The sequence below is a fragment of the Streptomyces sp. LX-29 genome, from assembly GCF_029541745.1.
GTDB lineage: Bacteria > Actinomycetota > Actinomycetes > Streptomycetales > Streptomycetaceae > Streptomyces.
The window spans coordinates 7723835-7742786 of sequence record NZ_CP089746.1 but is presented as its reverse complement, the minus strand read 5'-3'; the positions used below and the strand labels follow the sequence as shown (position 1 = coordinate 7742786).

Genomic DNA, 18952 nt, shown 5'->3' with positions numbered 1-18952 from the left:
CGTCGATGGAGGGAAGTCGGGGTCGGTGGCGGTGGGTCGCGCGGCGCCACGGCGCCGTACGGCGGCTCGGCGGGCCGACAGCCGCGCGCCGACAGCGGCGGGCCGACGACGGCGCGCTGGCAGCGGCGCGCCGGCAGCCGGTCGCCGGTCGCCTGTGTGACGAGCCGGCCGAGCCGAGGGCGCGCGTCGAGCCATGATGAGCATAGACCACTGTTACCTAAGCTCACAATGAATTATGCCCTGATAGAGTCACCGTATGTGCACCCCCGCGCCCTCCCCCACCTCCGACGCCTCCGGGCAGCTCGCCGAGCAGCTGCTGAGTCTCACGCGCCGGCTGCACCGCGCGCAGAGGCGCCATCTGGAGCCGCTGGGCATCACCCCGGCCCAGTCTCGGCTGCTGCGCACGGTCGCGCACTTCGACCACGACGGCCGACCGCCCCGGATGGCGGATCTCGCGGAGCGCCTCGACGTCGTGCCGCGCGCGGTGACGACCCTGGTCGACGCCCTGGAGGCGCACGGCTCGGTGCGCAGGGCACCGGATCCGGCCAATCGCCGGGTGATCCGCATCGAGCTCACCGACACCGGCCGCTCGGCGCTGCGCGCGCTGCGGGACGCGCGCCGGGCCGCGGCGGAGGACGTGCTCGCGCCCCTCTCCGAGCGGCAGCGGGAGATGCTCGGCGGGCTTCTCGACACGCTCTCCGCCGGTCCGGGCGGCTGCTGAGCGACTGCATGAGCCACTGCATGAGCGGCTGCTGAGCCACCGCCGCCCCGACCGCTGACAGCCGCGGCACACGGGGGGCCCAAGGCGCTCCGAGCGGCGGGCGCTCGGGCGGACGGCCGCCGCTCTGGACGGCACGCGCTCCGGGCGGCGGGGGCCGGTGCCCTGCACGCACGCGCTTCGTCGGCTCCGTCGGCCGGCACTCCGGGCGTCCGGCGCTCCGCCGGCCATCGCCCGCCGCCCGGTCGCGCCTCACGGCGCACCGGGCGTCGTGCCGTCGCCCCGCACCCTCCCGTTCGGCCACACCGCCGTCGGTGTGACGGAAGTCCAACCCCCCGTACCAAGAGTCCAATCGGGCTCTCTTGTGCCCCATGTGCCGCAACCGCCAGGGTCCTGACGAGGTGCATCCACCAGCCGTGCCGATCAGTTCACCTGGAGGCTCGATGAACGAGGAAACACCGCGGCAGCCCAGTCGACGCTCGGTCCTGAGGACCGCGGGCGCCACCGGGGCCGGCATCGGCGTCGGGTTCGGCGGCCTCGCCGCCGAACCGGCGTCCGCCGCGCCGGCCACCGCGGCCGAGTCCGTGGACACCGAGGAGTCCCCCGCGGCGCCACCGCGGCGCGGCGCGACCATGATCGGGGTGCCGTTCGAGCCGCGCGCCACCGTGCGCGTCGGCATCGTCGGCCTCGGCCAGCGCGGCGGCAGCATGATCGACCTCTTTCTGGCGTTGCCGGGGGTGCGGGTGACCGCGGTGTGCGACCCCGTGAAGGAGAAGGTCGCCAGAGCGGTCGCCAAGGTCACCGCCGCCGGCCAGCCCACGCCCGCCGGCTACGCCCACGGCGAGCACGACTTCGTGCGGATGTGTGAGCGCGCGGACGTCGACTTCGTCTACGTCGCCACGCCCTGGGACTGGCACTTCGAGATGTGCCGGACGGCGATGGAGCACGGCAAGCATGTCGGCGTCGAGTGCCCGCTCGCCATGGAGCTGGACCAGCTGTGGGAGCTGGTCGACGTCTCGGAGCGCACTCGCCGCCACTGCGTGCAGTTGGAGAACTGCTGTTACGGCAGGAACGAGATGCGGGTGCTGCGGATGGCGCACGCCGGCCTCTTCGGCGAGCTGCTGCACGGCGCCGGCGCGTACATCCACGACCTGCGCGGGCTGATGTTCGACCCGGAGTACTACGAGACGCCGTGGCGCCGCCGGTGGCACACCCGGCTGCGCGGTGACCTCTACCCCAACCACGGCTTCGGCCCGGTCGCCAACTACATGGACGTCAACCGCGGCGACCGCGCCGTGCGGATCACCACCTTCGGCTCCCCCGCCCGCGGTCTGGCCGCCTATCGGGAGCAGCACATGCCGCCCGGCGACCCGAGCTGGAAGGAGACATACATAGAAAGCGACATGTCGATCAGTCTGGTGCAGACCGCGAAGGGTCGTGTCATCCGGCTGGAGCACGCCGTCTCCAACCCGCATCCGTACAGCCGGCACAACATCCTCGGCGGCACCAAGGGGGTCTTCGAGGACTATCCGCCCCGGATCTATCTGGAACCGGAGATGCACGACGACCGCTGGGGTGATTTCACGGCGTACGCCGACTGGGACCACTGGCTGTGGAAGGAGCACAGCAACCCGCCGGGCGGGCACGGCGGGATGGACTACATCATGCTCTTCCGGCTGACGCAGTGCATGCGGCTCGGTCTGGTGCCGGACTTCGACGTCTACGACGGGGCCACCTGGACCGCGCCGGTGCCGCTGAGCAACGCCTCCATCCGGGCCAAGGGCGCCCCGCAGTCCATCCCCGACTTCACCCGCGGCCACTGGCGGAAGGCCCGACCGGGCGTGGACTCGGCCAAGCCCAGGGCGTAACGGCACACACGGCGGCGGGGTGGGGTCCGGTCGGCGCGGGCCGGCCGGACCCCGAGCGCGCGCTGACGGCAGCGCGGTCGCGGTCGTTGCCGGGAGCGCGATCGCGGGTTGCCGGGAGCACGGCCGCGGCGCTGCCGTTGGGCGCGGTCGCGGTCGCTGCCGGGCGCGCGGTCGCGGCGTTGCTCGGCGCCGCCTTCGGCCTCGTGAGTGAGCCCGGCCGCTCTAGTCCGCGAGGTGCGCCTTGTCCCCCATCACCACGACCGGGTGCCGCGCGGGGTCGAGCGTCTTCAGCAGGTACTCCATGCCGGACTTGGGGAGGCTCACACAGGCCGAGGTGCCACTGCCGTGGTCCAGATGGAGCCAGATGCCGCCGCCCTCACGCTGCCCCCGGGGCCGGGTCGGGTCGAGCGGAGAGGTACCGCGGACCCGGTTGTAGTCGATGGCGATGACGTAGTCGAAGTCGTTCCAGTAGGTCTTCGGCCAGTACCGCGGCGCGGCGAAGGCGGCGTCGGCGTCATACGGGAGCCGGGCCCCGGGGTCCGGCAGCACCCCGCCCGCGTCGCTGAGCGTGAACACGCCGACGGGGCTGCGCAGATCGTTCTCCTCGTGGTCGACCGTCCAGCCGCGCCGGCCGTTGTGCGCGGCCCAACTCCGGTCCCGGTGCCAGTTCTCGCCGCGCTTGACATAGAGCACGGCGGTCGCTCGGGCGGAGTTCTCACCCTCTCCGTACACGGCCAGGACCTGCCGCGAGCGGTCGGGAATACGGGACTGCAGCGTGTCGCCCACGTCGGGGATACGGGTCGACACGGCGGGCGGCGAGGCCCGGTTCGCGGGGTGCTTGGCGGAACCGCCGCGCGGGCCGCCGCCGTCGCCGACGGTGTCCCGGTCGCCCCGCCCGTCGCTTCCGCCCTTCGCCTTGTCCCCGGCTCTGTCACCGTCGCCTTGGTCCGAACCGCCGCCGCAGCCGGCGAGCAGGAGCACCGCCGCCACGGTCAGCGCGGCCGTACGTCTGGACAAGGTGCCGGAGATTCCCATACCCGCCATCGTCGCACCCCGGTCCCTGGACGCGCAGGTGACCCCGGGAAGTGCGCCATACCCCGGGAACGGAAAACCAGTTGAACTCCGAGGCGCCGTGCGACGACCCTTTCACCGTTCCCTCGTTCCGCCCTCTCCTGCCCGGGTCGTCCCGTCCGCCGAGCCGCGCTACGAGCAGCCCACCGGTCCCACGTCGGCACCTCGCTCCCCGCGCCTCCGTCCACTTCACCGTCTCCGCCCGTCATCCCGTCTTTCCCCCCCCCCGCGAGCCCTGGGACGTCATGCAGATTCGCGATCTTCCGTACCCCGACCCCGGCCTGCCCGACGTACGGTCCGGACCGCGTCTTCTGCTCTGGCTGGGCCGGCGGCAGTTGGGCGGCCAGCTCCGCGCACTGCTGTGGGGCCTGCTGCACCAGGCGTCCGTGGCGTCGTTCCCGATCGCGGTCGGACTTGCGGTGCAGGCCGTGGTGGACCGCTCGGGCGCCCGCCTCGCGCTGGCCGGCGGGCTGCTGTTGCTGCTCGGCGCGCTCTCCGCGCTGGGCGACGCCATGTTGCACCGGGCCGCCGTCACCAACTGGATCACGGCCGCCGCGCGGGTCCAACAGCTGCTGTCGCGCAAGACGGCCGAGCTGGGGGCCTCGTTGACCCGGCAGGTGGCGGCGGGTGAGGTCGTCGCCGTGTCCACCAACGATGTGGAGAAGATCGGCTGGTTCGTGGAGGCGCTCTCCCGGTTCACCGCCGCCTTGCTCACCACCATCGGAGTGTGCGTGGCCCTGGTGCTCTACCAGCCCGCGCTGGGTGGTGTGGTGGCGGTCGGCATGCCGGTCCTGGCGCTGGCCGTGCTGCCGCTGCTGCCGCGTGCCACCCGCCGCGCGGACGAGCAGCGCGAGAAGGCCGGCCGGGCCACCGAGCTCGCCGCGGACACCGTCGCCGGGTTGCGGGTGCTGCGGGGCATCGGCGGCGAGGAGCTGTTCCTCCAGCGGTACCGGCGGGCGTCCCAGCAGGTGCGGGAGGCGGCGGTGCGCAGCGCCCGGATGTGGGCGCTCATCGCGGCGGTCCAGGTGGTGTTGCCGGGGCTGCTGCTGATCGGCGTCGTCGGGTACGGGGCCGTGCTGGCCCGGGACGGCCGGATCGAGGTCGGCGAACTGGTCACCGTCTACGCCGCGGTCACCTTCCTGCTGCTGCCGCTGCGGACCGTGGAGGAGATCGCCATGGCGTACTCCTTCTCCCGACCCTCCGCCCGCCGCGCGGCGCGGGTGCTGGCGCTGCGACGCGGCACGGCCGCGGCCGCCCCGGAGTACGAGCACGGCGGGGTCGGCGAGCCGCTCGGCGGCGATCTGTACGACCCGGTGAGCGGCCTGCTGGTGCCGGCCGGGCGGCTGACCGCGGTGGTGTGCGGCGATCCGGACGTGGCCGGGCGGCTGGCCGAACGCCTCGGCGGGCACCCGGCCGAGGGGGCCGGACCGGACCGGCGGTCGGCGACGCCCGAGGCGCCGGCGGGCTCGGCGCCCTCTCCCTCTCCCCTGCTCGGCGGCGTCGCCCTGGACGAGGTGTCGCTGTCGGCGGCCCGCGCCGCGGTGCTGGTCCAGGACAAGGATCCGACGCTGCTGTCGGGCACGCTGGCCGAGCTGTTCGACGTGCCCGCCTCGGGGGCGGTCACGTCGTCCGCGGCCCTGGAGGCGGCGCAGTGCGGCGATGTGCTCACCGCGCTCGCGCAGACCGTGCCGACGGCGGACGGGCGGCCGGGCGACCCGATGGCCGCGCGGCTCACCGAGCGCGGCCGGTCGCTCTCCGGTGGCCAGCGACAGCGGCTGGCGCTGGCCCGCTCGCTAGTGACGGACCCCGAGGTGCTGGTGCTCGACGAGCCGACGTCGGCGGTGGACTCGCACACCGAGGCGCGGATCGCGGACGGGCTGCGGCGGCTGCGGCGCGGCCGCACCACCGCCGTCTTCACCTCCAGCCCGCTGCTGCTGGACCGGGCCGACCGGGTGGTGTTCGTACGGGACGGCACGGCGGTGGCGGCCGGGACCCACCGCGAGCTGCTGCGCGCCGACCCCGCGTATCTGGCGGTGGTCACCCGGGAGACCGACGCCGAACGGGGCGAGCGGGACGGTGTGGGGCGCCCCACGATCCGCGGCGACCTGGAGCCGGACGACAAGGAGCGGAACGGCGTGCCGCCGGCCGGCACAGAACCGGACGACAGGGAACGGAACGGCGTGCCGCCCACCGGCATGGAACGGGACGGCAGGGAGCGCGTGGAGGAGTCGGCATGATCGGCGTGGCACCCCCGGAGTTCGACCCCGCGGCTCAGGAGTCGACGGCGACGCTTCCGGTCGGCGGGCCGGCGACCGTCCGCGGGTACGTGCGTGAGCTGTTGCGCCGTCACCGCGCCGCGTTTCTGGCGCTGCTGGCGGTGAACACCGCCGCGGTGCTCGCCTCCATGGTCGGTCCGTATCTGCTGGGCGGCCTGGTCGAGAACGTGTCGCGGGGCGCCGAGGACCTCCATCTCGGCCGCACGGTGTCGCTGTTCGCGGTGGCGCTGGCCGTCCAGACCGTCTTCGTGCGGGAGGTGCGGCTGCGCGGCGCGATGCTGGGCGAGCGGATGCTGGCGGACCTGCGGGAGGACTTCCTCGTCCGTTCGGTGCGGCTGCCGCCGAGCGTGCTGGAACGGGCCGGCACGGGAGACCTGCTCTCCCGGATCACCACCGACGTCGACCGGCTGTCGGAGGCGATGCGCGAGGCGGTGCCGCAGCTGTCGATCGGCGTGGTGTGGGCCGGTCTGCTGCTGGGCGCGCTGACCGCGACCGCGCCGCCGCTCGGCCTCGCCGTGCTGGTCGCGCTGCCAGTGCTGTTGGTCGGCTGCCGCTGGTACTTCCGCCGTGCGCCGAGCGCCTACCGCTCGGAGGCTGCCGGGTACGCGGCGGTCGCCGCGGCGCTGACCGAGACCGTGGACGCCGGGCGGACCGTCGAGGCGCACCGGCTGGGAGAGCGCCGTGTGGCGCTCTCCGACCAGCGGATCCACGAATGGACCCGATGGGAGCAGTACACGCTCTGGCTGCGCACCGTCCTCTTCCCGGTGATCAATACGACCTACACCCTGATCACCGGCTCGGTGCTGATGATCGGCGGCGCGTGCGTGCTCCAGGGCTGGATGTCGGTCGGCGAGCTGACGACCGGGGCGCTGCTGGCGCAGATGCTGGCGGAGCCGGTCGGGCTGGTCCTGCGCTGGTACGACGAGCTCCAGGTGGCCCAGGTGTCGCTGGCCCGGCTGGTCGGGGTGCGCGAGATCGACACGACCGTCGACGACACCGGGGACGCGCCCGCGGGCCGGGATGTCCGGGCGGACGCGGTGCGGTTCGGTTACCGGGCCGACAGCGAGGTGCTGCGCGGGATCACCCTGCGGGTGCGGCCGGGGACCCGGATGGCCCTCGTGGGGCCGTCCGGGGCGGGCAAGTCGACGCTGGGCCGACTGATCGCGGGGATCTACGCGCCCCGGACGGGCGAGGTCACGCTGGGCGGCGCGGAGCTGGCCCGGATGCCTGCGGAGCGGGTGCGCGCGCACGTGGCGCTGGTCAACCAGGAGCACCATGTCTTCGTGGGCTCGCTGCGCGACAACCTGCTGCTGGCGCGCGCCTCCGCCCGGGACACGGAGCTGTGGGCGGCGCTCGCCGCGGTGGACGCGGACGCCTGGGCGCGGGGGCTCTCGGACGGGCTGGACACGGAGGTGGGCTCGGGCGGCCTGGCGCTGTCCCCGGCGCAGGCGCAGCAGATCGCGCTGGCCCGGCTGGTGCTCGCCGACCCCCATACGTTGATCCTGGACGAGGCCACGTCCCTGCTCGACCCGCGGGCGGCCCGCCATCTGGAGCGTTCGCTGGCCCGGGTGCTGGAGGGGCGGACGGTGGTCGCCATCGCGCACCGGCTGCACACCGCCCACGACGCGGATGTGATCGCGGTGGTGGAGGACGGCCGGATCAGCGAGTTGGGCAGCCACGACGAACTGGTCGCGGCGGGCGGGGCGTACGCGGCGCTGTGGCGCTCCTGGCACCGGTAGCGAGCGCCGTGCGACGGCGCCTCGCGCGGCGCGGGTTCGCGTGTGCGCCAGGTCACCATACGACGACCGACTCTCACCCTAGACCTCAGGGTGAGAGTCGGTCGTCGAGAGGGCCGCGGCGGCCCGCCGAGGGCCGCGCCGACCGGTTCGCCCGCCAAAGGCCGCGCCGACCGGTTCAGATCACGTTGAGGGCGCCCAGCCCGCCGAGGCCGCCCAGGACCATGAAGACCGGCATCAGCACCTTCAGCTCGACCCAGCTCCCGGCGCGGAAGCGCATCCCGCGGGGCGGGCCCACCGGGTACCAGCGCTTGCGGCCGATCGGGATGGGCCACAGGATCGGGCAGCCGGAGACGGTCAGCGCGTCCCCGATGTCGTGTACGAGCGCGCCCAGCACGATGGGCAGGCCCAGCCACAGGTACGGCTGGCCGTCGAACAGCCAGTCAGCGCCGTTGCCCGGCTTGTTGAGGATCTCGGCGAGCAGCCAGGCGCTGGTCGCGCCGAGCAGCCAGACCAGGACGTCGCTGGAGACCCGGGCGGCCCGCCACAGCAGCCCCTCCACGGCGAGCACCATGTGGACGAAGAGGATGCCCAGCACCGCCCAGCGCCCCCCGGCCACGGCGAGCGCGGAGGCGCCCGCGCCGATCAGCACCGCCCACACCCAGGTGTGGGTGAGCGTGCGGTGGCCGCCGGAGCGCCGCGGGTCGCTCTGTGTCTTCGTCGCCTTGTAGACGGCGTACGACAGCTTGTCCGTGACCTCGCACAGGGTGCGGGAGATCGGGCCGAAGGCCCGGGAGATCGTCGCGGCCTTGTGGTCCAGGTCCGGGGCGAGCGCGGCCCCGGCGCAGATCAGGGCGCCGACGACCAGCACCGGCCAGGGCATCGCATGGCCGGCCGCCGCGGTCGCCGCCCCCACCCCCAGCCAGGCAGCCGCCCCGGAGAGTGAGTGCGCCGGTCCCATCATCGTCGTGCCCCGCCCCTGTTCGTGCCCGCTTCCGCGCGGGAGTTGGTCTGATCGGCCCGCCCACCCTAGCCGTGGACGATCTTCCTCAGCACAGCCGGTTCCCGGCTCGCGCGGGAAACCAGGCAGTATAGGGGGGTGACTCTTATTGATCAGCTGCCGAGCGACGCCGACCCCGATGCGCTGTTTGAGGCGTTCTCGACCTGGGTCGAGGGGCGGGGCATCTCGCTCTACCCCGCCCAGGAGGAAGCACTGATCGAGGTGGTGTCCGGCGCGAACGTCATCCTGTCGACGCCCACCGGCTCCGGAAAGAGCCTGGTGGCGGCGGGCGCCCACTTCACCGCGCTCGCCAAGGACCAGGTCACCTTCTACACCGCGCCGATCAAGGCCCTGGTCTCGGAGAAGTTCTTCGAGCTGTGCAAGGTGTTCGGCACGGAGAACGTCGGCATGCTCACCGGCGACGCGTCGGTCAACGCGGACGCCCCGGTGATCTGCTGCACCGCCGAGGTGCTGGCCTCCATCGCGCTGCGGGACGGCAGGGACGCCGACATCGGCCAGGTGGTGATGGACGAGTTCCACTTCTACGCCGAGCCGGACCGGGGCTGGGCCTGGCAGATCCCGCTGCTTGAGCTGCCGCAGGCGCAGTTCGTCCTGATGTCGGCGACGCTCGGCGACGTGACGCGGTTCGAGGAGGACCTGACCCGGCGCACCGGGCGGCCCACGGCCGTCGTACGGTCCGCGACCCGGCCGGTGCCGCTGAGCTACGAGTACCGTACGACGCCGATGACGGACACCCTCACCGAGTTGCTGGAGACCCGACAGGCGCCCGTCTACATCGTGCACTTCACCCAGGCCGCGGCGGTGGAGCGGGCCCAGGCGCTGATGAGCATCAACATGTGCACCCGCGCCGAGAAGGACGAGATCGCGGCGCTGATCGGCAACTTCCGCTTCACCACCAAGTTCGGACGCAACCTGTCCCGTTACGTCCGGCACGGCATCGGGGTGCACCACGCGGGCATGCTGCCCAAGTACCGTCGGCTGGTGGAGAAGCTGGCCCAGGCCGGCCTGCTCAAGGTCATCTGCGGCACCGACACCCTGGGCGTGGGTGTGAACGTGCCGATCCGCACGGTGCTGTTCACCGCGCTGACCAAGTACGACGGGCAGCGGGTGCGGACGCTCCGGGCGCGGGAGTTCCACCAGATCGCGGGCCGCGCCGGGCGGGCCGGCTTCGACACCGCCGGCTTCGTGGTGGCGCAGGCGCCCGAGCACGTCATCGAGAACGAGAAGGCCCTCGCCAAGGCCGGGGACGACCCCAAGAAGCGCCGCAAGGTAGTCCGCAAGAAGGCCCCCGAGGGCTTCGTCAACTGGGGCCAGAACACCTTCGAGAAGCTCATCGCCTCCGAGCCGGAGCCGCTCACCTCGCGCTTCCAGGTCACCCACGCCATGCTGCTGTCGGTCATCGCCCGGCCCGGCGACGCCTTCGAGGCGATGCGCCGGCTCCTGGAGGACAACCACGAGCCGCGCAAGAACCAGCTGCGCCACATCCGCCGCGCCATCGCGATCTACCGCTCGCTGCTGGACGGCGGGGTCGTGGAGCGGCTGGACGAGCCGGACGCCGAGGGCCGCCGGGTGCGGCTGACGGTGGACCTCCAGCAGAACTTCGCGCTGAACCAGCCGCTGTCCACCTTCGCCCTCGCCGCCTTCGAGCTGTTGGACCCCGAGTCGCCGTCCTACGCCCTGGACATGGTCTCGGTCGTCGAGTCGACCCTGGACGACCCCCGGCAGATCCTGGCCGCGCAGGAGAACAAGGCCCGCGGCGAGGCGGTGGCCGCGATGAAGGCCGACGGCGTCGAGTACGAGGAGCGGATGGAGCGGCTCCAGGAGATCAGCTACCCCAAGCCGCTGGAGGAGCTGCTGCTGCACGCCTACGGGCTGTATCGCAAGAGCCACCCGTGGGTCGGCGACCATCCGCTGTCGCCCAAGGCCGTCATCCGGGACATGTACGAGCGGGCGATGACCTTCACCGAGTTCACGTCCTTCTACGACCTGGCGCGGACCGAGGGCATCGTGCTGCGCTACCTCGCCAGCGCCTACAAGGCCCTGGACAACACCGTTCCCGACGACCTGAAGTCCGACGACTTCGAGGACCTGATCGCCTGGCTGGGCGAGATGGTCCGGCAGGTCGACTCCAGCCTGTTGGACGAGTGGGAGCAGCTGGCCAACCCGGAGGAGGAATCGGCCGAGGAGGCCCGGGAGCGCGCCGACCAGGTCAAGCCGGTCACCTCGAACGCCCGCGCCTTCCGGGTGCTGGTGCGCAACGCGATGTTCCGCCGGGTGGAGCTGGCCGCCCTGGACGACGTCCGGGAGCTCGGCGAGATGGACGAGGAGGCGGGCTGGGACGAGGCCCGGTGGGCCGAGGCCATGGACGCCTACTGGGACGAGTACGAGGACCTGGGCACCGGCCCCGACGCCCGCGGGCCCAAGCTGCTGCGGATCGAGGAGGACCCGGAGCACGGCCTGTGGCGGGTGCGCCAGACCTTCGCCGACCCCAACGGCGACCACGACTGGGGCATCTCCGCCGAGGTGGATCTCGCGGCCTCCGACGAGGAGGGCCGCGCGGTGGTCCGGGTCACGGACGTGGGCCAGCTGTAACCTCCGGTAACGCCACCCCACGGCGAGTTCCACCGGCAGAAGGGCTCCACCGATGACCAGTCCCGCCGAGCGCTTGGTCGACCTGCTCGACCTGGAGCAGATCGAGCTGAACATCTTCCGCGGCCACAGCCCGGACGAGTCGTTGCAGCGGGTGTTCGGCGGGCAGGTGGCCGGCCAGGCCCTAGTGGCCGCCGGCCGGACCACCGACGGGAAGCGCCCCGTGCACTCGCTGCACGCCTACTTCCTGCGTCCCGGCACGCCGGGGGTGCCCATCGTCTACCAGGTGGAGCGGGTGCGCGACGGGCGGTCCTTCACCACCCGGCGGGTGGTGGCCGTGCAGCAGGGCCGGACGATCTTCAATCTGACGGCCTCCTTCCACGAGCCGGAGCCGGGCTTCGAACACCAGGTGCCCATGCCGGGGGTGCCGGAGCCGGAGAGCCTCCCCCGGCTCGGCGAGGAGCTGCGTGAGCACCTCGGCGAGCTGCCCGAGCCGCTGCGTCGCATGGAGCGCCGCCAGGCGTTCGACATCCGCTACGTGGACCGGCTGCGCTGGACGCCCGAGGACCTCGAGGGCGCCGAGCCGCGCAGCGCGGTGTGGATGCGCGCGGTGGGCCCGCTCGGCACGGACCCGCTCGTGCACACCTGCGCCCTCACCTACGCCAGCGACATGACCCTGCTCGACGCGGTGCGCATCCCCGTCGAGCCGCTGTGGGGTCCCCGCGGCTTCGACATGGCCTCCCTGGACCACGCCATGTGGTTCCACCGCCCCTTCCGCGCGGACGAGTGGTTCCTCTACCAGCAGGAGTCCCCCGTCGCCACCGGAGCCCGCGGCCTGGCCCGCGGCCAGATCTTCGACCGCGACGGTCGGCTGCTGGTCTCGGTGATGCAGGAGGGACTCTTCCGCCAGCACGTCTGACCTGGGGTTTCGCCCATGACAAAGGTCCGCGTCGGGTGTTGCCACACGACGCGGACCTCTGCTCGGGACGTACCTCAGACGGGGCGGCGGTCAAGCAGGACGCCCGTCGGACAGGGCGTCCGTCAGGCCAGCGGAGCCGGGTAGGTCGGGTACTCCACCCCGGAGACGTACTGGACGACGCGGATGACCTGGCAGGAGTAGCCGAACTCGTTGTCGTACCAGAGGTACAGGATCGCGTTGTCGCCGTCGACCTTGGTGGCGCCGGCGTCGACGATGGAGGCGTGGCGCGAGCCGATGAAGTCGCTCGACACCGCGTCGGGGGCGCTGATGAAGTCGATCTGGCGCTTGAGCGGCGAGGTCAGCGACACGTTGCGCAGGTAGTCGAGGACCTCCTCGCGGGTGGTCTCACGCCCGAGGCGCAGGCTGAGGATCGCGATCGAGACGTCCGGCACCGGGACGCGGATCGAGCTGCCGGTGATCGGCGCCTTGAGCTCCGGCAGCGCCTTGGCGACGGCGGACGCGGCACCGGTCTCGGTGATGACCATGTTGAGCGGCGCCGAGCGGCCGCGACGGTCGGCCTTGTGGTAGTTGTCCAGCAGGTTCTGGTCGTTGGTGAACGAGTGGACGGTCTCCACGTGGCCGCGGAGCACGCCGTACTCGTCCGCCATCGCCTTCAGCGGCGGGACGATCGCGTTGGTGGTGCAGGACGCGCAGGACAGGATCTGCTCGTCCGGCTTGATCATGTCGTGGTTGACGCCGTGGACGATGTTGGGGACATCGCCCTTGCCCGGGGCGGTCAGGACGACCTTGTCGATACCGGGGCGCAGGTGCTTGGAGAGGCCCTCGCGGTCGCGCCACTTGCCGGTGTTGTCGATCAGGATGGCGTCCTTGATCCCGTACGCCGTGTAGTCGACCTCGGACGGGTCGCCGGCGTAGATCACCTTGATCTCGTTGCCGTTGGCGATGATCGTGCTGTTCGCCTCGTCGACGGTGATCGTGCCCTGGAACTGGCCGTGGATCGAGTCACGGCGCAGCAGCGAGGCCCGCTTGACGATGTCCTGGTCGCCGCCCTGGCGGACGACGATGGCGCGCAGCCGCAGGCCGTTGCCGGAACCGGCCTTCTCAATGAGCAGGCGGGCGACGAGGCGGCCGATGCGGCCGAAGCCGTAGAGGACGACGTCGCGCCCCTCGCGGCGCTCGACCTTGTTGGCCCCCGTGGCGCCGGAGACGGCCTCGGCGGTGAACTCCTCCACCGAGAGACCGCGGTCGTCGCGTCGGTACGTCGCGGCGAGCATGCCGATGTCGATCTGGGAAGGCCCGAGGTCAAGGGTGGTGAGGGCCTGGAGGAACGGCAGCGTGTCGGTGACCGAGAGTTCCTCGCCGGCGATCTGCCGGGCGAATCGGTGGGTCTTGAGGATGCTGACCACCGACTTGTTCACCAGGGAGCGACTGTGGAGGAGGACGGTGACGTCCTGCTCCCGGTGCAGCTTCCCGATGATCGGAATCATCGACTCCGCGATCTCCTCGCGGTGCTTCCAGTTTGTGAACGAGTCTTCGTTGACAGTCACAGGTTTATCTTTCGAGCTAGGCGGCGCTCATATGCTAACCCCCCGCGTCGGCTGAGCAGGGCGCCGGGGTGGCCCATGGTCACTTCGGGAGAGAAAGCGGGTATCTCATCGGGTGGTAACGCCCGAATATGCACCGCTTTACCCCGGCCATTCGCGCTGGACAGGCTGAGGCCAAGGCTGTTGAGTGGGGCCGTGCAACGGACGGTCGGCACCGACCAGGTGTCTTCCACGGGGGCGACGGTGGGGAGATCCGGTGTCCGGTGAGCGGCTGCTCGCGTTCGCGGCGGCGTCCTTCGTCATGATCGTGATCCCGGGGCCGAGCGTGCTCTTCGTCGTCGGCCGGGCCCTGGCCCACGGCCGCCGCACCGCGCTGGCGACCGCCTGGGGCAATGCGCTCGGCTCCTACCTCCTGGTGGTCGTCGTCGCCCTCGGCCTCGGCTCGCTGATCGGTCGCTCCGCGACGGCCTTCACCGCGGTGAAGCTCGCCGGCGCCGGCTACCTGGTCTTCCTCGGCGTACGGGCCCTCCGGCACCGCGGACGACTGGGCGAGGCGGGGCAACCGTCGCCGCGGCCCGCACGCCGCGGCGACGTCCGCACGGTGGTGGACGGGATGCTGGTGGGCGCCACCAACCCCAAGGGCCTCGTCTTCTTCGCCGCCGTGCTCCCGCAGTTCGTCGACCACGGGGCCGGCGCGGTGCCCACCCAGATGCTCGTCCTCGGCCTGGTCCCGATCGGCATCGGCCTGGTCACGGACACGGCCTGGGCCCTGACGGCCTCCGCGGCACGCGCCTGGTTCGCCCGCTCCGAACGCCGCATGTCCCTGGTCGGCGGGGCCGGCGGGTTCGCGATGATCGGCCTGGGCATCACGGTGGCCGCCACCGGCCGCGCGGACTGACGCCCCCTTCCGCCCCCGGCCGCCCGCCTCAGCGGGCAGCCGGGGGCGGGGGGGGGCGACCGCGGATGCCCGCACCAGGCCGCGAACGACCGCGGATCCCCGCACCCGGCTTACGGGTTCTCGCGCAGGGTGAGGCCGTAGTAGTCGACGTGGTAGTCCCCGACCCGCTGCGCGTGGTCCGACAGGCTGAGGTCCTTCGGGGAGGCGACCCCCAGGGCGCGCAGGGTGTCGACCATCATCCGGGCCAGCCGGCGGCCGTCCACCTCGCCGATGCCGAAGTCCCCGGAGTGGTAGGGGCAGTCGAGCCAGTGGTCCAGGGCGGCCGGTCGGGAGCTCCGCGAGATCCAGCCGAAGGACGTCGGATCGGTGCCGTCCTCGTGGAGGCGCTCCGGATCGTAGACGATCTCCAGCCGCTCGTTGCAGACGAGGTGGAACAGGATCGGGCCGTAGGTGCCGGGCACCAGCGCGTGGAAGCCCAGGTCCAGCTCGATGCCCAGGGCGTGGGTCTCGGCCGGGAGCGTGTGCAGGAAGTCGCCCAGGGCGTTCGAGAAGACGTCCCAGTCGTCGGTGCGCCAGCGACCCGGGAAGCCCAGGCCCGCGTTGGCGGGGTCGCGGCGGGAGCCGAAGAACCCGCCGACCGCGTAGTGCTCGCCGTGCCCCTGCCGCCAGAACCAGTTCTCCACCGGATCGGTCGGCTGGAGCAGCAGTTCGGGGCCGTGCTCGCCGGCGTACAGCTCCAGCGTGTTCTCGCGCTCACGCCAGCGGAGGAAGGGGCTCCCCCACAGCGGCGCGGAGTCGTAGAACGGTCCGGGGTCGCCGTACGCGCCCATGATGGAGGCGGGGCCGAACTCCTTCGTCAGCGTCTCGGCGACCGTCCGGAAGGCCGCGGCCTTCTCCGCGGCCCCGCCCTCTGGCAGCGCGACGGGCACATACAGCCCCACGTACTCCTCGCCGTCGTGCGCGTAGTCCTCCTCGAAGCGACCCGTCGGACGCAGTCGGGCGGTCCACCGCGGTTCCGCCTCCGACTCCGGGCCCGTGCTCAGCCGCGGCCCGGCGGCGCTGTTCCGCCACCCCCAGCCGAGGTCCTCGACCACCGCCCGCAGCGCCGCGCCGCTCCAGCCGTCGGTGTCCGCACGCTTCAGCCGCCGCGCCAGGTCCACCACGCGCGCCTCGTCCCAGGCCCCCGTCATCTTGAACTCCTCGTTCCGTGCCGTACTCGTGCGACAGACCTTGTCATACGGCGCTGACAACGATTCACGCGCCCACCGTCGGACGGGGTTCGCTCCCCTCCGAACGCGATTCTCGCCGCCTCCCTCGCCTCGATCCGGCCACGGCTCCGGAAAGGGCCTGTCGGACGGTCTCTAGCGCGGCCCCCACCAGGCCGGGGAGATACTCAACGCCCACACGTCGCCTGCCTGGTGAATCTCCGGGTCGTCGACATCGTGGTCGCCGTCCCCATGCGGGTCGGGATCAGCGATGACGAGAATGCGCGCGTCGGACTCGGGCACGCGATAACGGTGGATGTCCCCTGAGAGGTCATCGGGCTCGACCGTGCACCCCAGGGACAGGATCACGGACCGCAACTCCTCGAACCGGGCACGGGGCGCGAACTCCCCGTACTCCCGTTCCAGGGGCGCCGGCACGCAGGGACCGTGCACCAACCGATGGACCTGCACACCGATCCCGAAGCAGGACAGGGGCCCGTCGGCATCCGAGAAGGAGAGCTCCACCAGCCCGTAGTCCCGACGCACCAGCCCATCGCCCGCATCGTCGACGTAGTCCGACCCCACCATGGCTTCCCATGCGGCGAGACCGGACCCTATGCCGGCCCCGAGGACGTCGCAGCGCGTGGCGACGTGAGCGTAGAAGTCCAGATCGGACACCCGTTGATCTCCTGAACTCGGTGATACCTACCGATCGAACCCTAAAACCCTCACCTTCGATCCCCGGCCTCGACCCCGGCCCGGCCCCGGCAGACAGGAATACTTCGAGCGTGGCCGAGGCTGACCTGATCATGAGTGAGATTCTCGTGATCGGTGCCACCGGGAACGTCGGTCGACACGTTGTCGTTCAACTCCTGACCGCAGGCGTCGCTGTACGTGCGTTGGCGCGGGACCCCGAATCGGCCGAGCTGCCGCCGGGAGTCGAGGTCGTGGGCGGGGACCTGTCCAGGCCGGACACGCTGGAGCGGGCGCTGACCGGGACCGACACGGTGTTCCTGATCTGGCCTTTCCTGACGACCGAGGGCGCCCCCGCCGTACTGGAGACGATCGCACGGCACGCACGCCGCATCGTCTACCTCTCATCGTCGGGCGTGAACGACGATGGCGGACGGCAGACCGACCCGATCAACCAGCTCCACGCCGACATGGAGGGCCTGATCGAGGAATCCGGCCTGGAGTGGACCGTGCTGCGGTCGAACACCATCGCCTCCAACGCGCGAGGATGGGCCGAGCAGATCCGGGCCACGGACGTCGTTCGCGGTCCCGACATCGCCGCCACAGCGGTGATCCACGAACGCGATGTGGCGGCCGTGGCGGCACATGCGCTGACCGATGAAGGGCACGCGGGGACCAGACACGTCCTGACCGGTCCGCAGGTCATGAGCAGGGACGCGCAGGTCCATACGATCGGGGAGGCGATCGGCCGCCGGACGCGGTTCGAGAAGGTCCCCCTCGAGATCGCGCGAGAGCAGATGCTCGCCGACGGCAGGCCGCCCGCCCTCATCGAGGCCCTGTTGGCCAGCGCCGATACGCGGCCCGAATCGAACCTGGTCACCTCAACCGTGGAAGAGATCACCGGAGCACCGGCGCGCACGTTCCGCTCGTGGGCGGAAGAGCACGCGGCCCTTTTCCGCTAGGTGCCCGAACGGACTCGGGGACGGGGCCGAGGAGTTCCGGCGCCACGGCTGCCGCGGCGGGGCGCTGACCACCACCCTCGCCGCGGGGGTCGGCCAGATCGGATCGGCCCGGGCGGCTCGGGGACGCTCGGGCCACTCGGGGACAACCTCGGCACGGACCCGGCGGATCTCGCTCCGACCGGCGGATCCTCGCGCCGACCGGCGGCTCCTCGTCCCCGACCCGGCGGACCGGGGCGCGGCTAAGCGCGCAGCTTCTTGGACTTGGTTATCGCGGCGGCGAGTTGTTCGAGCACCGGCGCGTAGCCGGCGTAGCTGAAGCGCTCTTCCATGGCCCAGTCGACGGTCTGCTCGGCCTTGATCGCGGGAAGCCGGCGCCAGGTGGGTCGCTCGTCGAGCTGCTGCCGCGGCAGTGCGCTGGAACGGTTGTCGATCATTATCAGGTCGGCGTGGTACTTGTCGGCGTTCTCCCAGCTGAGGAACTCCCAGAAGCCCCACTTGTCGCTCTTCTTGCCCTCCACGAACTCGACGCCGAGGCTCTTGTAGAAGTTGAGGTCGCAGTACGAGTCGGGGACCGCGACGTAGAGGTTGTCCGGGTCGGCGGTCATGGCGAGGATCTTCAGGCCCTTGTTGGCCGCGGCGGCCTCGCGCAGGGTCCGGACGGCCCGGTCGAAGCGCGCCTTGGCGTCGACGACCTTGCGCGCGCCGAGGTCGGCACCGAGAGACTCGGCGAGCTCGGCCGTGCGCTTGAGCGGGTTGAGCAGTGAGGTGCGAGCGACGTTGATGCCGACGCTGGGCGCGATCTCCTGGATCTTCTTGGCGCTGTCCTGCGGCACGAACCACAGATCAGGCGCCGGGAACATGTTGCTGACCAACAGGTCGGGCCGGAGCCGGGCGTACTTCTCGATGCTGAACGCGCCCCACGCCTCGCCGAGGCTGGTCAGCCGTTCCACATCGAGGTCTCCGGCCTGCGGGTTGGGCTTGCCGTGCACCGGCGAGCTGGGCCCGAAGATGCCGGTGCACTCGATCCCGTAGTCGTACAGCGCCGCGGCGGTGCTGACGAAGGCCACGATCCGCTCCGGCCTCTTCTTCCGCGTGACCGTGCGGCCCCGGTCGTCCTTGAAGGACCAGGAGCTTTCGCCCGCCTTCGCCGTGTCGTCCTTCTTGTCACCGCCGCAGGCCGCCAGCACCGGAGCGAGGGCGAGGGCACCGCCGGCCGCGAACAGGCCACGGCGCGACAGACGGGCTGAGCGGGCGAGGTCATACGTCATGGGTGCTCTACTTCCGTCATCACGGGACAGGCGTCACAACAGCATCGACAAGGCTAGGGAAGCCTAACCTAAGCTGATCTTCTTATCGATGGTCCACCACGGCGAGGAGCGATGCGGCGTCGACCGTCTCCAGGCGGGGCTCGACTCCCCTGTGGGTGCCCGG

At 71.8% G+C, this 18952-nt stretch carries 14 protein-coding genes; 8 read left to right on the top strand and 6 right to left on the bottom strand.

Annotated elements, in window-relative coordinates:
• The first annotated feature begins 256 nt into the window (after positions 1 to 256).
• Both LRS74_RS31945 and LRS74_RS31940 read left to right on the top strand, forming a co-directional pair.
• Positions 257 to 721 carry a MarR family transcriptional regulator gene (locus LRS74_RS31945; RefSeq protein ID WP_277744274.1) on the top strand — a complete coding sequence of 155 codons (465 nt, stop codon included), beginning with the start codon at positions 257 to 259 and terminating at the stop codon, positions 719 to 721.
• A gap of 440 nt (positions 722 to 1161) precedes the next feature.
• Positions 1162 to 2586: a Gfo/Idh/MocA family oxidoreductase gene (locus tag LRS74_RS31940; RefSeq protein ID WP_277744273.1), complete on the top strand. Its 1425-nt coding sequence runs from the start codon at positions 1162 to 1164 to the stop codon at positions 2584 to 2586.
• Between the two features lie 222 nt (positions 2587 to 2808).
• Here LRS74_RS31940 and LRS74_RS31935 read toward each other — a convergent pair whose 3' ends face one another.
• Positions 2809 to 3630 (bottom strand): hypothetical protein, encoded by an 822-nt coding sequence (locus LRS74_RS31935; RefSeq protein WP_277744272.1) that lies wholly within the window; start codon positions 3628 to 3630, stop codon positions 2809 to 2811.
• A gap of 272 nt (positions 3631 to 3902) precedes the next feature.
• Between LRS74_RS31935 and LRS74_RS31930 the strand changes: the two genes are divergently transcribed.
• Entirely contained in the window at positions 3903 to 5894 is a 1992-nt protein-coding gene (locus LRS74_RS31930; protein ID WP_277744271.1) for an ABC transporter ATP-binding protein, read from the top strand.
• Positions 5891 to 7672 carry an ABC transporter ATP-binding protein gene (locus LRS74_RS31925; protein WP_277744270.1) on the top strand — a complete coding sequence of 594 codons (1782 nt, stop codon included), beginning with the start codon at positions 5891 to 5893 and terminating at the stop codon, positions 7670 to 7672. The genes LRS74_RS31930 and LRS74_RS31925 overlap by 4 nt, the downstream gene beginning before the upstream one ends.
• Positions 7673 to 7847: 175 nt before the next feature.
• On the opposite strand, the gene LRS74_RS31920 is transcribed toward LRS74_RS31925, so the two are convergent.
• Entirely contained in the window at positions 7848 to 8633 is a 786-nt protein-coding gene (locus LRS74_RS31920) for a metal-dependent hydrolase (protein WP_277744269.1), read from the bottom strand.
• 135 nt (positions 8634 to 8768) lie between these two features.
• Between LRS74_RS31920 and LRS74_RS31915 the strand changes: the two genes are divergently transcribed.
• Complete coding sequence (locus LRS74_RS31915; RefSeq protein ID WP_277744268.1) at positions 8769 to 11282, top strand: DEAD/DEAH box helicase; 2514 nt, start codon at positions 8769 to 8771, stop codon at positions 11280 to 11282.
• A 52-nt stretch (positions 11283 to 11334) separates the two neighbouring features.
• Positions 11335 to 12198 (top strand): acyl-CoA thioesterase II, encoded by an 864-nt coding sequence (locus LRS74_RS31910; protein WP_277744267.1) that lies wholly within the window; start codon positions 11335 to 11337, stop codon positions 12196 to 12198.
• A 122-nt stretch (positions 12199 to 12320) separates the two neighbouring features.
• Here LRS74_RS31910 and LRS74_RS31905 read toward each other — a convergent pair whose 3' ends face one another.
• A complete protein-coding gene (locus LRS74_RS31905) occupies positions 12321 to 13766 on the bottom strand; it encodes a glyceraldehyde-3-phosphate dehydrogenase (RefSeq protein ID WP_277744266.1) in 1446 nt (481 codons plus the stop codon).
• 298 nt (positions 13767 to 14064) lie between these two features.
• Here LRS74_RS31905 and LRS74_RS31900 point away from each other — a divergent pair, with 298 nt between their 5' ends.
• Positions 14065 to 14661 carry a LysE family translocator gene (locus LRS74_RS31900; RefSeq protein WP_277745027.1) on the top strand — a complete coding sequence of 199 codons (597 nt, stop codon included), beginning with the start codon at positions 14065 to 14067 and terminating at the stop codon, positions 14659 to 14661.
• A 110-nt stretch (positions 14662 to 14771) separates the two neighbouring features.
• On the opposite strand, the gene LRS74_RS31895 is transcribed toward LRS74_RS31900, so the two are convergent.
• Both LRS74_RS31895 and LRS74_RS31890 read right to left on the bottom strand, forming a co-directional pair.
• Positions 14772 to 15851 carry a hypothetical protein gene (locus LRS74_RS31895; protein ID WP_277744265.1) on the bottom strand — a complete coding sequence of 360 codons (1080 nt, stop codon included), beginning with the start codon at positions 15849 to 15851 and terminating at the stop codon, positions 14772 to 14774.
• A gap of 171 nt (positions 15852 to 16022) precedes the next feature.
• Positions 16023 to 16544 (bottom strand): hypothetical protein, encoded by a 522-nt coding sequence (locus LRS74_RS31890; RefSeq protein WP_277744264.1) that lies wholly within the window; start codon positions 16542 to 16544, stop codon positions 16023 to 16025.
• A gap of 131 nt (positions 16545 to 16675) precedes the next feature.
• On the opposite strand from LRS74_RS31890, the gene LRS74_RS31885 reads away from it, so the two are divergent.
• Positions 16676 to 17521, top strand: coding sequence for an NAD(P)H-binding protein (locus LRS74_RS31885; protein ID WP_347178203.1), 846 nt, complete (start codon positions 16676 to 16678; stop codon positions 17519 to 17521).
• A gap of 239 nt (positions 17522 to 17760) precedes the next feature.
• Here LRS74_RS31885 and LRS74_RS31880 read toward each other — a convergent pair whose 3' ends face one another.
• Complete coding sequence (locus LRS74_RS31880) at positions 17761 to 18789, bottom strand: ABC transporter substrate-binding protein (RefSeq protein WP_277744262.1); 1029 nt, start codon at positions 18787 to 18789, stop codon at positions 17761 to 17763.
• Positions 18790 to 18952 lie beyond the last annotated feature (163 nt).